We start from the raw sequence: 19,439 nt of genomic DNA on the forward strand, positions 1-19,439 counted from the left end.
TTAAATGTCCATCAATTTATTGAGAAGTGTTTTCTCGCCAGTTACCCAGAGGTACTGTAATTTCAAATCTTGCACCCGTTCCTTCAGTTCCGGTTTCTTTAATCTCCATGTCTGTAATGGAAAGAATACCTTTGACAAGGAAAAGCCCGAGCCCTGTATTTTTTCCAATGGATTTTTGAAAAATCAGCTCTTTCATTTCAGGAGAAATCCCTATACCATTATCCTTTATTTCAATTATAAGATTGTCATCAGTTCTGCGTGAACTAACACTGATTTCAGTTACATGTTCTCCATGTGACCCTGCGTTGTCAAAAAGATTGTAAAAAGCTTTTTTCAGCAGTGGATCGGCATAGATTTCCACTCTGCTTTCCTCGATAGAAAACTTCAAGCTCTGACCAGAGAAAGGAAAGGATGCTTCTCTTGCTGTATTACTTACGGATTGCCAGATCGGAGAAACTACTCCGAGTTCCTGGTAGTCTTTGGTGAAAACAATCTGGCTGTGGATTGTTTCAATACCTTTATTGAGATTATTCAGATACTTCACTATTCTTGGATCATTCTTGACATTTTCAGGAAGAGTCTCGGAAATTAGTTCAGTGTACCCGGAAAGTACATTCACCTGGTTGAGAATATCATGTCTGGTAATGTTGCTCATGAGGTTTATCTTCTTATTAGCCTGTTTCAGAGCTTCTTGATATCTATATGTTTCAGTAGTGTCATGCATCATTAGTAGCCTGCCTTCTTCATCATCTTTTGTTAGAAGGGGGCTGACACTAAGAGTAAAAAGTTTTGTTTCAAGCCCGCTCTTCAAGAAAATTTCTTTGTGGAAATTGCTCTCATGAGCTTCACTCTGAGGCATTTGTACTTCATTCCCAAAAAGCTCATTTAAGTTTCTCCCGAGGACCTCCTTTTTTGTTTTCCCTGCCAGTTCAAGAGCAGCCTTATTGATGTCTACTATGGAATCTGCAAGATCTACTACGATATATCCGTCACTCATAGATTCGATTACGTTTTCTCTAGCAATCGGAATAATGTTAAGGAACTCATGCTGCATGATACCCCAGAAGAGAATCAAACCTGTAATTGTAAATGCAAAAGGAGTAGGGTCAAGGAATGAAAAAGGACCTATATTTGCAATATGAAGAATATTCCCCAGGACTGGAATACAGGCTGCCGTTAGAGCAATTGCTGCCTGAGCCCTGTAGGGAGCAGTTAGATGGACAAACTGATTGAAGAAGAAGAAAATTCCGAGAAAAATTAAAATAAACGAATATATATAAAATACCCAGAAAAAAGGCCCGTGTATAAGCACAAGAAGAGGAAAGCCCTTTGAGATGTCCAGGTAATAGCCTAAAAAATACATCCCGTGAAAGCTGTTTGTAAGCATCAGAAGGATTATGAACAAAGGCATTATGAAAAATTCGTTCTGATATTTCCTTATGAATTCCTTACATATCCCTGAGTATTCCGATGCAAATAAAAACCATGCTACTGGAGCAAAGGCCATCCCAATATACTCGAGACGGGCAAAAAGATATTTGAGCTCAATGTCCATGAATCCGACTTCAAAGGCATAATTAACGGACCAGAGAGACATGCTTAGCATAATAAGTATGAAATATTTTGAGAAATACATCCTGCGGTACTGGAAAGCTTTGTAGGCTTTGATTGCAAGCAAAGTCGACATAACTCCTGAAAAAATTAATGCTCCCATATAGGGAAACGCGGCGGCGGGGATTTGCAGGCTGATGAGACTACCTTCCTTTATGAGTCAGTGTCATGCGGAGAATTGGGTGAAAGAAGTTAAAAAACATAAAATGTTTTAATAATTACACAAAGCCCAAATATATAAATTTATGTATTAAGTGGAGAAGTCACCAAACTGTTCATACTAGAACATTACTTTTGAAAGAAAAATAAAGGAAAACGAGTCAGAAAAATAAAAAAGATTTATAAATATGCTTTAGGCAAATCGACGTAAAAATCCATTAAATATTTCTACTGATATCGATTTATTTAGAACTTTTAAACTTCAATTTAAATTAAAAAGCCATTAAATGTTAATCATGTATTTATTAATACAGATTCACAATAAATAAGAGAAATTGCAAATCAGATTAGATATATAATCCTCATGACACTGATATTCAATTGAACTTATAAAAATAGCAATCAAAGATATTCATATATTAGGATGTACTTGCTGTCGAAAGTAAGATAAAAATAAGAAAGAAAAACGTTGTCTGGAACAGAGAAATCCCGGAAATTCGGAATGCAATTATAAGAATAAGAGCATCTTAATTAAGAGTATCTTAATTTCGGCTCAATCAAGGTTAAAATTCTCTCAGGGCGAATCATTTCAAGAATCTTCGAGAATTAAGGAGGGAGTAACTTGCCCGATCCGCTTCCAGGACTCTGCAGCATGGAGCCTAGAATTTCACCCATTAAGGCAGCAAAGGTGTCTTTCACGGTCTCAACTATTTTACTGGAAAATTAATTTTTTTGCCCTGAGAGCACTTTTACTCTTTGGTTTAGGGGAAATCAAAATATATAAAACTTACTGACAAAAATCTAAATGTAAAATAATGAAAAATAAAAAAGTTTGAGAATTTGAAGAAAGATAAATCAGTCATTCTCTGAAATAAAAATTGAAAAGGAATCTTCAGAATTTTTCATTGCTCGGTGAAAACTTGAGAATTTCAGGAAGTCCCAGATTGAATTTGCATTTTTCAGAACTTGAAGCCTCAAGAATCTGATGTTTTATATAGTAAAGTGCGTTCAGAATACTGTCACTGTCTTCAGAATTCATATCTCCGGCGTAGGGATGGATATTTTCTTCAAGGGCATTCAGAAGCTCTGGATCAAGGTCGTTTACGAAGTAAGTATCCAGAACCAGAAGGTTCGAAATCTGCTCGTAGAAAGCTGTAAGTTCCCGAAGCCAGTCTGGAACTCCGTAATCCCTTGCATACTTCTCCCTGTTCAGGAACGCAAGGTAACTGGAGATAGTATCTATGAGATCTTCGGTTAGCCTGTTGTCAGGAAACACGACTGGGAAACGTTTTATCACTGCAGGAGCTGTGTAGCTCGAGTACGCCATTTTAGACTTACAGACTGAAGGAAAGAGTCTGGCAATCGAACTATTAAGCACTGCAGTAATATAGGCATACCTGCTTGGATCCTTGAGAACAATGCCGCATCCGTTCTCAAATACATGGTTCCCTTCAGCATCATATGCAGCCTGCAGATGATAGCCTTCAGTAGCAATAATCTTAGGAGTGTTAAAGTATTCCAGAAATTTTCTGCCTTCTATACTATAATCTGCAGATTTGAGAGGAGAAGTATCGTGAAGGAACTTCTTTTTGAATTCCAGAATTCTCCCATAAGCCATAGGGAATCTTGTCTTGAGTTCTTCGGGAGGAATTACGTTGTATTCGTTCTTTTTTCCCGTAGCGGACAATTCATAAGGCAGCATGAAACGATAAGGTGAAGGGCGAAATGCAAATTTTTCGGAAAAGGCTCCTGATACATAGGAATAAACAATTTCAGGTTCTATAAATACAGGCCTGCATAGGCCTTCGCAAAGGTAATATGAGTCGGAACCGCCCTCTTCAGGAAGGGCAAGCCTGTGAAGTAGACCGTTTTGTGTGTTTATACCCCCAAAGATGCTCTCGGAGATATCTCCAAGTGTAACAGGTATTTCACAGATCTGTTCTACAATATTGTTTTGTTTAACAAACATCTATTTTTCACTTCTGTAAAAGTACGTTGAGAAATATATTCTCTTGTGCTTTTTATTTTCAGGACGAAATTCTAGAGGATCATTCCAATTATATGGCGCCTCAAGAATTTTGGACTTCTAGACCCCTATTTAAACATCAAAGTCCACCTGAAATATAGGGTAGATTTGGGTACTAATACATAGGATTATACAATAGCATGAGTATATAAATATAATCGTACTGATAATAAATTATAAATATAAATCATGACAAATAAGAAGCCCAGATAAAAGAGGATTTGATAGGATTTGTACTGCAACTGACTAAAAGAGCTTAAATATTTACATTCCGATTATAGCATATGCAGGAAAGAGATAAGCCCAAATCCCTTATAATAAGAGAGGCTACGCCGCAAGATACTCAGGAAATGCTTGAAATCTTTAATTACTATATAGATAATAGTTTTGCAGCCTACCTCGAAATTCCTGTTGGTCCGGAATTTTTCAAGACCTCCAACGACGAGGGCGAATCGAACAAAAGTGAGCCTTACCCTTTTTACGTAATGGAAGAAGATAACAGAGTGATTGGTCTCGGAGCCCTCAGGCCGTATTTACCGTTTCCTAATTTTCAGCACACCGGAGTACTCTCATATTTTATCCTGCCAGAATACACAAGAAAAGGCCAGGGAACAAAACTGCTGGATTTTCTGTGTCAGGAAGCTAAAAAGAAGAATATGAAAAGTCTCCTTGCAAACGTCTCCTCGAAAAACCAGGCCAGTCTGAATTTCCATCTTAAACATGGATTTGTAGAATGCGGCAGGTTTAAAGACGCAGGAACGAAGTTCGGAAAATATTTTGATATTGTGTGGTTTCAGAAGTTTCTGGGAGAAAGCCCGGAATAATCCTCTTGAGAAGCTGTGTAACTCCTTTTTAACATTATTTAAACCGCTTCATCGAACATCCTGTAAATCTCTGAGAAGCTGGAAAGCTATTTGTTAACTCACTGAAAAGCTGTACAGCTTCTTATTAACCTTCCTAAGAAAAACTGTACAGCCCCTGGTTTCCTGTCGTGTCACTAGTCTCCTGCTGCCCATATGCCTGACAATCAGGACATTTTTCAGGACATTTTTCAGGACATTTTCTTTTTTTCAGCACTCTGGATTAGATTGTGATACGAGAATCTGCAAGAGGCAGATAATCAATACCCTCTGTATTCACGGTATAAGCTGCATCACAGATACCGTCTCCATTTTTATCTTCATGGGTCTGGCTGAAACCGTTTCCATTTGGAGTAGCCCAGAAATTCCCACATAGGTAAGTTCCATCAACAATATTCTTTTCCGGTGTCAGGGTTGTATTCAAGCTAGTACCTGCGTTAGAACCTTGTAAGTAAATATTGTTTACGTTGTTGAAATAGTTATTATAAATCGAGCTGTTTCCTGAATCAAGAAGGAAAAGCCCATATTCCGAGTTTGAAGTAACCATGTTACTGTCCAGGATATTATTCATGGAGGAACCCAAATAGATTCCGTGCCTGGAGTTTGAATTTGCCTGGTTACCTGACAGCCTGTTATCGTTGGAATTCTTCAAATAGAAACCAAATATATTATTCGAGACGTTATTATCACTCAGGCTATTGTTACTGCAAAAAGCAATCCACATCCCGTAATTGCTGCCGGATACCGCGTTGTTGGAAAATGCATTTTCGCTGGAATTCTGCAGATAAATAGAGACATAATTGTTCGAGGCTTCATTATTAATTAACGTGTTTTCAGCCGAATCCCAGACACTGATTCCGGAATCGGTGCTGTTTAACGCAGTATTGCCTGTAAGAACATTTCCACTGGATGTCTTTACATGGATGCCGATCTGGTTATTTAATGCCCTGTTGTCATCCAGCTCATTATCATTACTCGAAGAGTACAGCCATAAACCATAATTGCTATCCGACACCGTGTTATTACTGAGCAGGTTTGAGCTGGAATTCCTCAGCACGATAGAAACACTGTTTTTTGAGGCTGTGGAATTGCTTAATGTATTTCCTACGGAATCCCATAGATTGATACCAGAGTTTGTGCTCCCTGACACCTTACTGTTGTTAAGTACATTTCCGCTGGAAACTTTCAGATAGGCCCCGATTTTATTGTTTGATAGAATATTTCCTTCCAGCGTATTATTGCTAGAAGAATCCACCCAGATACCGTAGTTACTACCTGATACCGAGTTATTGAGAAGCGTATTTTCCGAGGAATTACGCAAGAGAACTGAAATTCCATCCCCCGAGACTGTATTACTGTCCAGGAAATTGTTGCTGGAAGAGTCAAGACGGATTCCAGATCCTTCAGCCGAACCTGAGTTGCCGAGAATCGAGGAACTGTTCCCGCTGGAAATGTTTAAAGTAGAATCTGTGTAATTGTTAGAGAGCTGGTTGCTTTCAATATTGCAGTACTTAACTCCATTAAGGTGGATACCTGAATTGGGGTAGTCTACAGGCCCGATTATATTCAGCCCGCGAATTGTCACTCCATCCGCAGTAACATAGAAAACGTCGTCCATACTGCTGGCTGCCTTGATAATAGTGTCTCCACTGGTGTCCCCAGAACTGGAAGATTGAGAGATAAGGGTCAAATTCGTTACGTACACGTTGATGTTTTCTTCATAGACGCCCGGGAAAATAAGGATTGTATCACCAGGAAGTGCGTTGTCTATTGCCGCCTGGATCGAGGTAAAATCCGCAACCGGCCCTGTACTATTATTTACAGTAGTATTTACAGTAATCACTGCCGGCTCAAATCCTTTAAGAGGAAGATAATCTATGAACTGGGTACCTTCAATATTATACTGAGAATCAAAAATTCCGTCAAGGTCAATATCCCTGGCTTTTTCAGGATATATAGTCCCATCGGGTCTTGCCCAGAGATTACCTCCGAGGTAAGGGCCGCCAGCTATGTTAGTGCCCTCGGTTTTAGTCATGTTCCAGATATTTTTACCCGAAATTATTTCTGAATCTACATTTACCGTATTATTGAAACAGTTATTATAAATCAGATTGTTTGAAGTTTCGTAAATATGCAGTCCTGATTTCTCACTGAGAATTACAGTGTTACCTATTATAGTATTGCTGTTTGATTCACCTGTGAGAAAAACGCCTTCTGTATTTTGAGAAATAGTATTATTCTCAAGGAAATTATTTGAGGAGTCAAAAAATGAAATTCCTTTACTGCAATTTGAGATTAAATTATTACTCAAATTATTGTACAGGCTACCACCAAGACTGATACCGGTCAGACAGTTTGAAATTTCATTATTATCAAGCTTGTTGCCTGAACTCATCATGTATAGATCGATACCGCAGTTGTTATTGAACAGTTTATTGCTTTCAATACAGCAATCAATAAATCCAAAAACATGAATTCCGGCGGAGTTGGATCCACTTATGCCAAGGCCTTTAATACGTACACCGTTTGCCCAGATAAGGAAGACATCTTGAGAAACGTCGGCTGCCTGGACTAAAGTATCGGAGAAATTTCCAGATTCGGAAACAATAGATATGTTCTTGTTAATTACAATATTCTCCTCATAAATACCGGGTTTGACAACTATTTCATCTCCTGGATTTGCAGCAGCTACAGCAGCCTGAATGGTAGTGAACTCTGCAGGCCGACCAGTGTCGTTACTTACAGAAAGTACATTAGCTGCTGCACTTCCCGCAGTCATCAGGTAAAGTGAGAGAATTACTAAAAAAATAATATTCGAGATTCCTTTTACGTACATCATAATACTCCCCATATTAAAATTTTGTAAGTTGTGAAATTTCGTTTTTACGGCAACTATTGGAGTTAATAGCCAGACATAGAGAATTTATGTGAGGCATTACAGGACGTTTTAGAACCGAGGAAATTGAGATTAAATCAATTAGATCGGTAAGATCGGTTAAATCAGTTTGACTGGTTAATCAGTTGAACCAGTTTGACTAGTAATCGGTTGAACCAGTTTGACTGAGTAACATGGAATTGCCCACAGTTTCCATAACTCCAGGATGTGAGGTCAGTCGTAAAAAAGACGAAAGAAACAAAACACTCAAAATAATCTTTTTTACTCTGATTCTTATCCGGTTTATTGTCCTGGCTGGCTTGCTGTAATTATAACGTAGAAGAACAGCATTTTTCGGCAGGAACTGTACAAATTATGGAAACTAATAACATATATAGAAAATTTGTACTGTTATAAAAAATTAACCCAGGGGTTAAAAACTGTGTTCAAAAAGATAAAACTTCAAGACAATAAAACGGATAAATCTAAAATCAGCCGTTGATCAAAGTAAGAAACCAGCCTCTCTATTGACTTTTCTATACGGACTGAGACTATAGTATTCAGATAAGATTAATAAAAATTAATATATAGAATTATCATTATACTTAAATCTGAATTATAATCAATACAATGGCTACATAACTCATTTGAGCGGGCTTTTTGTAAGGAACTTTTAAGCAGTATGCACAAGCATCGGTAATATATTTAGGGAAATAGGGAATATTGAAACAAAACTCACTTAACTAAAATAATGGGAGAGAACTTGTTAAAGAGACTTTATGAGGTGAAAATTTGAAAGCGATAAGGATTCATGATTTTGGGGAGCCCGACGTTCTAAAATATGAGGATATTCCTGAGTCTCAACCAGGTCCGGGTGAAGTTCGGATTAGAGCTATTGCAGCCGGAGTCAACCCAATAGATTGGAAGATACGTAGAGGCTATATGGAACTGCCCTTGCCGATGACTATGGGATCGGATGTTGCAGGTGTTGTGGATGCGATAGGGCAAGGTGTTGATTCCTTCCAGCCTGAAGACGAAGTTTTTGGTAAAGCATCTGCAGGGCAGGGGGGATATGCTGAATATATAGTTGTCAATTCTACACAGATAGCTCAAAAACCCAAAAGTATCGGATTTATTGAAAGTGCTGCTATTCCAACTGCTGGCCTGGCTGCCTGGCAGTCACTTTTCGATATTGCCGGACTCGAAAAAGGGCAATCAGTGCTCATTCATGGTGCTTCTGGAGGAGTTGGAACTTTTGCAGTCCAGTTCGCCAAATGGAAAGGGGCATACGTTATAGGTACCGCGTCGAGTAAAAATGCAGAATTCTTGAAAAGCATAGGTTGCGATGAAGTAATTGACTATAGGAACCAGCAGTTTGAGGAGATTGTGAGTAATCTTGACGTAGTACTTGATACGATTGGGGGAGACACGTTCGAAAGATCCTGGGGCGTGTTAAAACCCGGAGGATTCCTGGTGACAACTGTAGCCAGCATTCCCGAAGGAACACCACAAAAACACGGAGTGCGGGCAGAAAGGCTCATTACCCAGGCTGACGGAAAAGAACTCGCTCAAATAGCAGCTATAATAGACGAAAGAAAAATCAAGCCTATTGTAACGACCGTGCTTCCTTTGGCCGATGCACAAAAAGCGCATGAAATGAGTGAAAGCGGACATACTCGCGGAAAGATTGTACTGCGCATTGCAGAGGACCCGAAGTAAAGCCTGAATCTACAATTATCCATAAGCATTGCTGGCAAGCATGGAAGTTTGAATTATTTCTTCAATACCCTAATACTGGAGGTAGAGGTAATATAGTCCTTTGGACTCCATCGACCTGCCTGTGAAATTATGATTTATTCCTCGGTAAGAGAAAGAAATACATTAAAAAGAAATTTCAGTGAAAGGAATTGATTCAAAAGATCTGAGCATCTTAACTGTCGAGTGGGGGAGATAAATGCCAGAACAATCTAAAAAATCCAGGAGTCTTATTCCGCTTTATATACTCATTGCTCTTTTTTATATAATAAATTCATTTCAGGAAGGTGGAAATCGTGTCCTTCTAGAATCGGTATCTCAAGAATCTGATTTTCAAGTTAACCTCACAGAAGGTGCAACCTATAAATTCTGGATTGATAATCCCAATGGTCCCGAGAAAGTAAATGTGACAATAAGTAAAGATTCGTACATTGTACTCCAAAACACGTTTGTATTGACCCAGCCAAGAAAGAGCTATCTTCCTGAAAACCCCGAATTTACTGTGAAAGAAAGCGGGATTTATCATGTGCACGCCAAACCACTCAACCCCGGAACGGTTTATATGGAAATTGAGAAACTTGATAATTAAGAATTGCAATGACTAAAATACAATTGAAGTAATAAATACAATTGAAGTAATAAATACAATTGAAGTAATAAATACAATTGAAGTAATATAAGATTGGGGGATAATTATTGGATAAAATCAATAATCTCAGAACGAAACCGGTTGACGCAAATTTAGAACACTTTAACATTAGCCCAGAAAAAACTTCTGACACTGACCTGGGTTTTCCTGAAGAAGTAAGAGACTATCGTTATCGTTCAACAGATTTCAGAAATATCTGGTATTATTTAGGACTATTGTTTTCTATGTTATTAGATTCTTTTAAAGGGAGATACCCGCTTCCAAAGAAAACCACAATATTGCTAATATTCGCTTTTCTGTACTTAATAAGTCCAGTTGACATCATTCCAGACGTTTTTCCTTTAATTGGACTTGTGGATGATGTCGCTGTGCTTGTTTTTTCACTTAATTTTATTAGAGACGACCTGGAAAATTATAGAGCCTGGAAAAATTATAGTAACTGAAAAACCAATATTGAAGCTTTAACTGCCTGGAATATAAGTTTAAGAAAAACGTTTATTATTTTTGATTTCATACTTCAAGTGCATAAATCCTGGCTGGAATAAATTTATCTATCTATCTATCTATCTATCTATCTACCGATCTATTTATTTATCTATCTATTTATCTTCTGTCTACCTTAAGATTATACATCCTCAGGTACTTCCGGGAATGATTGTATCTGTTTTTTTCCAGTAAGTTCTCATTCCATTGCAAGTTAAATACGCACCTGCAGGCACCTGAATTAGTATCAAGACCAGAGACAGCATATCCACACCGGAACCCATTGCACTTGCTAATATCATAAATTTTACCAGAGGATTCAATAAATTCAGGACTCCCAAAATTCCAGGTAGTATTATAGAGATTACAACAAATGGTGCCAGTAAGATAAGAATGAATCTTGATTTAGACAGTACTTCCTCCGAATAAGCAAATCCACCAAAATAAGTAATTCCTAAAAAAGTTTTTTCTGAGGTTAGAAAATCTGGAACAAAGATAAGATGAAGAAATTCATGAATGAAAATAATAACTGCACTCAACCCGATAAAGAACACAAGGTCTTGTAAGCCTATGGTTACCGATATTTGCGAGGGAGTAACACCAAAATCTGCTAAAGAGAAAGGCGAAAATATTTCAATGATTTTAAAAGAAAGCAGAGAGCTCAGGATCATTAAAGGGACTGCTGCGAACATAGAAGACGCAAGATTTCGAGGCTCACGTAGCTGTATCCAGTTATTTGCAATTAGCTCGGAGTGCCTTTCAAGATTTGTTTGAGGTAACTTTTTTCTTAACCGGATAATACCGCCTCTTTTTTACATTAATATCAGTATACTGAAAGTCTATCTTAGTTTCGCATTATAAAGGAATAGCCTCCATCATAATGTAGTAAATTATCGTCCATGTTTTCTAGAATTATCTATTTTAAGGAAAATTTATTCTACTCATATTATATATTCACCAGCAATATCAACTTTTAATTTCCATGCTTTTGATTGATTGCAGTATGATATACCGGAATAAATCTGAGTTTTGAAAATCCGATTTTGAAAATCCGATTAAATGTTAGAGAGATGAAAAGTAAATATGTGTAACTGAGATCGTCAGTAAATATATTGCTGTGAGTGGAGGGTAATACAATGTCAAAATTTGTACATGGGATAACAGTTTTGATTGCATGTTTAGTTCTGGCAACGCTTCCAGCGGCTGTATGTGCTAAACCAGACATAGAAAGTCAAAATAAGATGATAACCGAAAGTGACAACGGAAATACCATATATATTAAAGAAGGACACGCTTTTTTCCTGAAGCTTAAAGAAAATCCGAGCACAGGTTATTCCTGGCAACTCAGGCTAAGTAACGGACTAAACCAGCTCTCGGACAAATACCACCCCTTCGAATCTTCGGAAAATAATTTTGTTATTGGTGCCGGTGGGTTCCGTTTATGGAGAATTGAAGGTGTAGCTAAAGGCAATCAACAGGTAAACGCAATATACAAAAGATCCTGGGAGCCAGAAACAGGCCAGGAACAGAATTTCAAACTTAATATTGTAGTGGTCTAAGCCAAATTCTCAATCTAAAATCTTTTATCTCTTTTTACGTTATGTAAAACTCAGTTGAATGATATCTGTATCGCTTTTCGGCTTTCTTCTCCTCCTTGCATAAGAGCCAAAAACAGCTATCTTCGTTGCTCCGCCTTTTTCAAGGAAAGAGAAATTTTCGAACAAGTCTTTTTCCGGGGCAGCATTTTCTATGTAAGTACATTTTCTTTGTGATCATTTAAAGGTATGCTGAAGTTAAAAATGAAGACCATTGAAGGAGAAAACAGAGCCCTACGCAAGAACAACAGTTTTTCTATACTTTCTCCCGACCTCAAAAAGAAACATTTTATGTTATTCCTGCTAATTCAGACGCTTTCTGAAGGTGATCTGTACCGGAACTGCGAAGTGTTCTGGCCTTTTGGAAATTCTCAGCTCCTACAGTGCCATTTTTCGCTTCATTTGCTCCCTGCAACAAAAACTGACCTGCAGAGTTATAGTCCTGAAGAGCCAACCTCCATTCTTTCTGCGCATCCTGGAGTTTTGGAGATACGATATATTGATCATTTTCCTGAATGGCGCTCTGAGTATCATTTACTATGTATTGTGCATACACTGCAAGCATGGTATAATCAGAATTATTTGTAGCGTTAGATACACCGTCAAGATCTGTTTTAAGTATTTTCAAATGCTTCTGGACATTAGTTCCCCACGCAATATCCTGGTAGGCTGACTTGAAGGTGTTTAGAGGTGAAGTTGGTTGAGCCTGAGAAGCATTTTCACCGTTTTGTGATCCGGTGAAACCCACGATAATCAGTACAACTAGTAAAATAAATAATGTGAAGTAGATGTATTTTTTCATATACACTCCCCTAAAAATCCATTATATACTATATAAATTTAGAAAAGATGTATTATAAGATTTCCATTCATGCATCATCGAATAACATAAAATTCATCTCCTGTATACGTTTTTAAAAGAATAATAAAAAGAATAATAAAAAGAATAATAAAAAGAATAATAAAAAGAATAATAAAAAGAATAATAAAAAGAATAATAAAAAGAATAATAAAAAGAATAATAAAAAGAATAATAAAAAGAATAATAAAAAGAATAATAAAAAGAATAATAAAAAGAATAATAAAAAGAACGTTATAGACAGCAATGCTGACGCTGATCATTAGCAGAAGAATCTATTTTCATGTAAGAAATTCAACCGCTTATCCTTAAAAGATGGCTAAATATACACAGTTGCGTTGGAGTACTGTATTGGCAGAAAATACATCAGATTTATTGACAGTAGTTCTGTATAGATATGGAATTCAAAGAACTTTTAAAACGATAATGAAGTATATGAAATTCAAGCATTGGATCCGCATGTAAACAGAGAAAAGTTTAGAGATAAGAAAAGTTTAGAGATAAAAAAGTATGAGGCTCTATGTTCTGATGAATTTTGTAGCGTAATTTTGTAGCATATCAATTGGTTTGCTTGCGAACTTGCAAAATGGTGTCAAAAATCCAAATTTGTTTGCAAATTACGTGGGAGTCAAATGTTTATCAAATTATAATGGAGCAAGTGATGAGCTAATTTAGTGATATTGTAGGAATATAGCTTCCGAGATAACAATATTTATATGTTTGTATAATTATTGGAATAACTGAGATTCCACAAAACAGAACAAAAACAAGGGTTAGTGTAAATGTGGAATTGATAAGATTTGATAACGTAAGTTTACCTCAATGGAAATACCCTCTAAAAATTTAATTTGGATATCATAAAGGGAGATAAAATACTACTCAAAGGTATATCAGGCGGAATGATATGACAGCAATTGATGAAACAATGAGTATATACCAGATCTTAAGCGAATATCCATTTTTGCTAAAAATATTCAAACAGCATGGGATGGATAAATTTGAGAATAAGGAAGTTCTCGAAAAACTTGGCCCTTTACTAAAATTGAAAACAGCCCTATCAATGGTATCTGTGAATAAAGACTCTTTTATTGAGCTCTTGAATCAGGCTGTTGTGGCCAACGAAGCAAAAGGAGATTTTACCCTTGCAGATTCCCCGGAACGACAAAAGGAGCTGACCCTTCTTGCTCTTTTGCCCTGCGGCATGAAGATGCCCTTTACCCGTGCATTTGATGACTTTTCAGCTGAATACAGCCGACAAATGAATAATATACTCCATTCTCTTGTCGAAGGTAATGTCAATCATGAGCTATCTTATTATGCCTATATTGATTCGGTTACATCGATTGACGAACTTCCAGATATAATCATCAGCTCTGATATTAACAGCTTTTACCATAAATCTTTTCAAGAGAATTTTCTCAATAAGGAATATTTTATAAATCTTAATTCATCCCCAATGAACAGTAATTTTGAATCCATTGGTTTTGCCGACCCTCGTGGACAGTTTACCATGATCTCTGCAAACCTTCTTGTTCTGGTTACAATAGATGAACTCATGAAGGATGATAGCAAACCGGAGTCCTGGGAAGACATCTTAAAAGAGGAGTACCGGAACAAGGTTGTTATGCGGGGACAGGACGGCTTTTTCTGTAATGGAGTATTGCTCCCGTTCTACCGGCTGTACGGAATGGAAGGAATTAAAAAGCTTGCTTCGTCAGTATATACAGGAATCCATCCATCCGAGATGGTTAAAATGATAGACAGCAAAAGAGATGATGTACCACCCATGTATATCATGCCTTACTTCTTTGCTAAAAAAATTCAAGACAAATCCAGGATAACAATCAATATACCTTTGGAAGGTGCTATTGTAAGCCCTGTGCAGATGCTGGTTAAAAAAAGTGGTGCAGAGCGGGTTAAGGAGATCACGGATTTCTTCTGTGGAGAAAAATTTGCGAAAATTTCTACCAGAGCTTTTTTCCCGACAACAAATCCTAAAGTTGAAAACAATCTTGAAGGAACCAAACTCTATTGGCTGGGCTGGGACTTCCTGATGAACAATGACATAGGAGCACTTAAAAAAGAGCTTGAAGGAGTTTTCAATAAACAGTTCTATGAAACTGGAGGTATTGTGTGAGGCTTGTTACGGTAGCAGGCCCTCCATCCTCAGGAAAAACCAGCATCATTATCAAGGCCATCGAAGAACTTAGACAAAAGGGTTTCACAATTGGTGTGGTAAAATTTGACTGCCTCTCGGCTCAGGATGAGGAGCTCTATTCAGCTCACAATATTCCGGTCAAGACCGGTCTCTCTAGAGGACTCTGTCCTGACCACTTTTTTGTAAGCAATATTGAAGAAGCCCTCAGATGGGCCAAAGAGAAGAAGTTTGATTTTCTGATTACCGAGAGTGCAGGTCTTTGCAACCGCTGTTCTCCCCATATTAAAGATGTTCTGGCAATCTGTGTTATTGATAACCTGAGTGGTGTCAACACACCTAAAAAAATCGGCCCCATGTTAAAACTTGCAGACATTGTTGTTATTACTAAAGGAGACATTGTTTCCCAGGCAGAACGTGAGGTCTTTGCATACAGGGTCAGACAGGTTAATCCCAGAGGAATGATAGTCCAGATTAATGGTGTTACAGGACAGGGTAGTTTCTATCTTGCAAAACTTGTGGAAAAAGCCTCTACATTGGAAACCCTTCAGGGAGCTACACTTCGATTTACCATGCCAGGAGCTCTATGTTCATACTGTCTTGGAGAGAGAAAAATCGGGGATGACAGGCAGATTGGCGTTTCAAAGCTGGTAAATTTCAGAGGAGAATAATAAATTTCAGAGGAGAATAGATTGAAGGAAGAAGAATAGATTAAAGGGAGAAGAAGAGCTTGCGGACAGATTTACTTCATATGACGATAAATGAACTCAGGGAGATGATGCCCTGGATAGAGGATTATTTCTCTGCATTTGCAATTGATCCTGTGCAATTCGGGAACAGTAAACTGGAAGAACTGGGTTCGATACCTGGTGAAGATTATTTTATCGAAATGGGGAGCAGCTCTCTCGCCTTTATTGATGGTTTCTTTCTATTTATTGAGCAGGCAAGAGCTCTTCAACAGGGCAGCGGGTCCACAGTCGAATCCCTTACAGTGCTCCCAGGACATAATAAGAATGGTGAAAAAGAAGCCTTTTCGGTAAATCTAAAAAAAGGTGAAGTGACAGCAATTGTCGGTCCGACAGGATCAGGCAAGTCACGTCTTCTGGCTGATATTGAATCTCTGGCTCAGGAGGATACTCCTACAGGCCGAAAAATACTGGTTAATGGCCAGGCTCCAGATGATGAGGAGCGTTTCTCGACTGAGGGACGTTTTATCGCGCAGCTTTCACAGAACATGAATTTTGTTATGGATCTCAGTGTCGAGGAGTTTCTGACCATGCATGCCGAGAGCCGTATGGTTGACGAGGTATCCCGTATTGTTCAGAAAATATATGATACTGCAAACATCCTGGCAGGAGAGCCTTTCAGCAGGGAAACTCCTGTTACAGAGCTCTCGGGGGGACAGTCCCGCGCTCTGATGATTGCAGATACTGCACTTCTCAGTCCGGCATCTGTTGTCCTGATCGATGAGATTGAGAATGCAGGCGTCGACAAGGTTAGATCTCTGGAACTTCTGGTAAGTAATAACAAGATTGTTTTAATCAGTACTCACGATCCTCTTCTAGCTCTGTCGGCAGACCAGCGACTGGTCATTCAAAATGGCGGGATTTCAAAACTGATAAAAACCACACCGGATGAGAAAAAATACCTGAAAAGCCTCGAAAAAATAGACAGCAAACTTACTCTTCTCCGAAATCAGTTGAGAATGGGTGAAGAAATCGACCTTAGTGACTTTCTGGTGTAGCTTAATTTCGTCGGGATAAAAAGGAACTCGATTCTATCAAAAAACAACTGACAGACATAAGAGATCATATGGTAGACATAGACTGTATACTCACTGATAAGGAAAGAAAGCTCGTAGATAAAAGCTATGAGCACCATAAAAAAGAAAAACTGACATCCCTTTCGGATTTCAAGAAAGAACTGGGACTCTAATATGTTTGAGATTTTTCTGGACACGCCTGAAAGAATTTCATCAAAAAATTCGATTCCAAAAACAGCCAGAGAATCATCAAAGCCACTGAAAAACTCGCTGAAGACCCTTTTCTCCATGATTCCAAAAAAATCTACGGCACCAGCGAAAAGCTTTTTAGAATAAGAGTTGGAGATTTCAGGATTCTTTATCGGATTGACTATGAAGAGATTATCATAATTATTATCAACGTCGATTCGAGAAAGAGAGTATATCGAGATTTCTAAGTTTAAAAGCAACCTGTTTTAAATCACTTTTTTATTATATTTCCACCACGGCGCCATCAAAATCTCCCCATTGCGCCGTCCGTGATATTTTCAAGTTCTTCAGCTCCAAGACAGACCTTTATTGCTTCTCTTATACGTTCCATAGCCTGCTCAACTGTTTTTCCTTGCGTATAGAAACCCGAGATTTCAGGAACCCTTGCAACCTATACATATCTTCATCCCGTTCGATCAATAAAGTAAAATCTGGGTTTTGGAATTCCATTTTGAATTCAACAGATATAAGAAAATAAAAGATATGCCAAAAAGGAAAGATAAACATGAATATCCAATAAGAAAAATAAATACGTTTTTTGGATGAGCTCAAATCAAAGTTGCGCTGATGCCCCACTACAAATTTCATTGCCTACCCCCGCAGTTTTCTGCGGGGAATTTAGCTGAAATAAATATAGAGATAGATGTTATTATTCAATCACTTCAATCTTATCGATAAAGACACTTCCAGAGCCTGGAGAATCTCCCAATTCGGGCTTGTTTGCAACAACAAATTCTAATTTTTCAATGTTTTTCAGGTTCAGGCTTTTATCCGATTCAGAACCCCATAAATCAAAATTACTATAGGAGATTTCTACTGGTGTCCAGTCACCTACAGCTTTTGTTTGTGCAAAGTATATTCCGAATTGTGATCCGTCTTTATCTATAAGTTTGATCTGAATTGTATTCGGCTCACCACTAAGTTTGTAGTAAAACCTTATTCCTTTTCCATCTGTTAGTATTTCAGAATCAATATTTTTAGAAATCCCCACAAATCCATCTTTCTTAAGATTGTAGGCTATTTCGATAGCTTCATTTTCCATCCCTGATACGGAATTCACTTTTTCCGTAGATCCCATTTTTTCATCAAAAGGAAGCCAGCCAGAAGCACTGTCCATAGAATCAATTATGTTTTCATCAATCGTCTCCTGAAATTCACTGCTACCTGTTGGCTCCGTATTTATATTAGAATCCCCTGAACCAGGTTTAACATTGAGCATATACTTACAGGTTTTTTCCCTCCCGTTTTGTGATGTACCTGTGATTTCAATAACATAATCACCTGGTGGCACCGTACTATCTACATTTATTATTAGATATGACATATAGGTAGGTTGACCCTTCTTGGGTGAAAAAGTAACTGAAATTCCATTTGGAAGATTATTTGATGTGAGAATAACTTCATTATTATAGTGATGTATGATTGGACTTTCATCCTTAACAATAATTGTTGTTTGTATGGGAGCCCCACCCGGAATTGTATCACCACTTATAGGAGATACGGAGATCCCGAAACCCGTTGTGATAAACACAGTATATATACCTACCACTCCGACAAGTATTGTGATTACAGTGGCAAGTTTTTCCACTAAATTAAACTCTTTTATGCTTTTCATATATCCTCCTCTAATAAAAAAAGGAAAAAGCCGATAAAAACATTTTGATTTTTTTAAGAATTATATAAAAATAGTTTTAATTAATATGATGTCCAATTATTACACATATAATTTTAGAATGTATTGATCAGATTCCTTTTCTGCTCTACTTATTAGCTTTGTAGAAATCATTGACTCAAGCCAATCATAATTGCACTGATATAACCTACTGCAAACAATTGAGTATATTAATGTCACCGCTCCAAAAACGACGCTAGACCTCCTTTCAAGTATTCGAATTATATAAAGTGAACATCTACTATGCAGAAGTGAAGAAAAATTCTTACCCAATGAACCAGAAAGAACTGTTTTATTATATTTTTATTATAGTTATTTCTCAAATCCTTGATTGGGAATTCTATGTGTGTCCTCTGTTTATGAAGATTTTAATAATTACTTGCTAGTTCTTCGCTGTGTTGTGTGGGTTGAAAACAATTGCTCCGTAAGAAAGTATCTGGACCAAAAAAATCAATCTTGAATAGGATTGCCGACCATAAGTGTTTCTAAATTTTAGATATCCTGCCTTGATATTGAGAGGATTAATCCTTAGCTCCGCATTTTTAAGCGCATAAACGTCGCTTGATGTTGACTTATGCACTTAAAATTAAGCGCATCATATACAAGGTAGAATCTCTAAATTGCAATCAACTGACTTTGCATATTTGTGGAAAAGCATGTATGAGCCTAAAAAGACGGAGGTCAGGATTAATGCAATTTACCCGCGCAAAATAGCGAGAATCTTATAAG

General features: G+C 37.6%; 16 protein-coding genes and 1 pseudogene. 9 read left to right on the top strand and 8 right to left on the bottom strand.

Translation table 11 applies throughout. The features are described from left to right. Positions 1–16 precede the first annotated feature (16 nt). Both MSBRW_RS16320 and MSBRW_RS16325 read right to left on the bottom strand, forming a co-directional pair. The gene (locus tag MSBRW_RS16320; RefSeq protein ID WP_011306675.1) at positions 17–1,714 is read right to left on the bottom strand and encodes a histidine kinase N-terminal 7TM domain-containing protein; all 1,698 of its coding nucleotides are present in this window, start codon (positions 1,712–1,714) and stop codon (positions 17–19) included. Between the two features lie 948 nt (positions 1,715–2,662). Beyond that, positions 2,663–3,739 (bottom strand): hypothetical protein, encoded by a 1,077-nt coding sequence (locus MSBRW_RS16325; RefSeq protein ID WP_011306674.1) that lies wholly within the window; start codon positions 3,737–3,739, stop codon positions 2,663–2,665. Between the two features lie 341 nt (positions 3,740–4,080). On the opposite strand from MSBRW_RS16325, the gene MSBRW_RS16330 reads away from it, so the two are divergent. After that, on the top strand, positions 4,081–4,620 hold the full coding sequence (locus tag MSBRW_RS16330; RefSeq protein WP_011306673.1) for a GNAT family N-acetyltransferase: 540 nt from the start codon (positions 4,081–4,083) through the stop codon (positions 4,618–4,620). A 259-nt stretch (positions 4,621–4,879) separates the two neighbouring features. On the opposite strand, the gene MSBRW_RS16335 is transcribed toward MSBRW_RS16330, so the two are convergent. Continuing rightward, positions 4,880–7,495: a right-handed parallel beta-helix repeat-containing protein gene (locus tag MSBRW_RS16335; RefSeq protein WP_011306672.1), complete on the bottom strand. Its 2,616-nt coding sequence runs from the start codon at positions 7,493–7,495 to the stop codon at positions 4,880–4,882. Positions 7,496–8,323: 828 nt separating this feature from the next. On the opposite strand from MSBRW_RS16335, the gene MSBRW_RS16340 reads away from it, so the two are divergent. From MSBRW_RS16340 to MSBRW_RS16350, 3 genes are all read left to right on the top strand, one after another. After that, positions 8,324–9,250: an NADP-dependent oxidoreductase gene (locus tag MSBRW_RS16340; protein WP_011306671.1), complete on the top strand. Its 927-nt coding sequence runs from the start codon at positions 8,324–8,326 to the stop codon at positions 9,248–9,250. A gap of 235 nt (positions 9,251–9,485) precedes the next feature. Next, positions 9,486–9,875, top strand: a complete 390-nt coding sequence (locus MSBRW_RS16345) for a hypothetical protein (RefSeq protein ID WP_011306670.1) — start codon at positions 9,486–9,488, stop codon at positions 9,873–9,875. A 107-nt stretch (positions 9,876–9,982) separates the two neighbouring features. Continuing rightward, on the top strand, positions 9,983–10,378 hold the full coding sequence (locus MSBRW_RS16350; protein ID WP_011306669.1) for a YkvA family protein: 396 nt from the start codon (positions 9,983–9,985) through the stop codon (positions 10,376–10,378). Between the two features lie 192 nt (positions 10,379–10,570). Here MSBRW_RS16350 and MSBRW_RS16355 read toward each other — a convergent pair whose 3' ends face one another. Then, on the bottom strand, positions 10,571–11,089 hold the full coding sequence (locus tag MSBRW_RS16355; RefSeq protein ID WP_230669816.1) for a DUF3267 domain-containing protein: 519 nt from the start codon (positions 11,087–11,089) through the stop codon (positions 10,571–10,573). Between the two features lie 465 nt (positions 11,090–11,554). Here MSBRW_RS16355 and MSBRW_RS16360 point away from each other — a divergent pair, with 465 nt between their 5' ends. After that, positions 11,555–11,977 (top strand): protease inhibitor I42 family protein, encoded by a 423-nt coding sequence (locus tag MSBRW_RS16360; RefSeq protein WP_011306667.1) that lies wholly within the window; start codon positions 11,555–11,557, stop codon positions 11,975–11,977. A 39-nt stretch (positions 11,978–12,016) separates the two neighbouring features. Here the strand turns inward: MSBRW_RS16360 and MSBRW_RS22665 are convergent, their stop codons facing one another. Both MSBRW_RS22665 and MSBRW_RS16365 read right to left on the bottom strand, forming a co-directional pair. After that, a complete protein-coding gene (locus tag MSBRW_RS22665) occupies positions 12,017–12,142 on the bottom strand; it encodes a nucleotidyltransferase domain-containing protein (protein WP_011306666.1) in 126 nt (41 codons plus the stop codon). 160 nt (positions 12,143–12,302) lie between these two features. Then, positions 12,303–12,815 (bottom strand): hypothetical protein, encoded by a 513-nt coding sequence (locus MSBRW_RS16365; protein WP_011306665.1) that lies wholly within the window; start codon positions 12,813–12,815, stop codon positions 12,303–12,305. A 297-nt stretch (positions 12,816–13,112) separates the two neighbouring features. Between MSBRW_RS16365 and MSBRW_RS23080 the strand changes: the two are divergent. The 4 genes and pseudogenes from MSBRW_RS23080 to MSBRW_RS16385 form a co-directional block, all read left to right on the top strand. Further along, positions 13,113–13,426, top strand: a pseudogene (locus tag MSBRW_RS23080) (hypothetical protein); the annotation flags it as partial. A gap of 350 nt (positions 13,427–13,776) precedes the next feature. Further along, positions 13,777–15,009: an ABC transporter substrate-binding protein gene (locus MSBRW_RS16375; protein WP_011306664.1), complete on the top strand. Its 1,233-nt coding sequence runs from the start codon at positions 13,777–13,779 to the stop codon at positions 15,007–15,009. Further along, on the top strand, positions 15,006–15,698 hold the full coding sequence (locus tag MSBRW_RS16380; protein ID WP_011306663.1) for a GTP-binding protein: 693 nt from the start codon (positions 15,006–15,008) through the stop codon (positions 15,696–15,698). Before MSBRW_RS16375 ends, MSBRW_RS16380 begins: the two co-directional genes overlap by 4 nt. A gap of 59 nt (positions 15,699–15,757) precedes the next feature. Continuing rightward, entirely contained in the window at positions 15,758–16,771 is a 1,014-nt protein-coding gene (locus tag MSBRW_RS16385; protein WP_011306662.1) for an ABC transporter ATP-binding protein, read from the top strand. On the opposite strand, the gene MSBRW_RS24505 is transcribed toward MSBRW_RS16385, so the two are convergent. Then, entirely contained in the window at positions 16,723–17,238 is a 516-nt protein-coding gene (locus MSBRW_RS24505) for a hypothetical protein (protein WP_011306661.1), read from the bottom strand. The genes MSBRW_RS16385 and MSBRW_RS24505 overlap by 49 nt on opposite strands. Before the next feature lie 449 nt (positions 17,239–17,687). Continuing rightward, complete coding sequence (locus MSBRW_RS16395; protein ID WP_011306660.1) at positions 17,688–18,653, bottom strand: carbohydrate binding domain-containing protein; 966 nt, start codon at positions 18,651–18,653, stop codon at positions 17,688–17,690. Positions 18,654–19,439 lie beyond the last annotated feature (786 nt).

This window comes from Methanosarcina barkeri str. Wiesmoor, from assembly GCF_000969985.1.
GTDB classification, from domain to species: domain Archaea; phylum Halobacteriota; class Methanosarcinia; order Methanosarcinales; family Methanosarcinaceae; genus Methanosarcina; species Methanosarcina barkeri_B.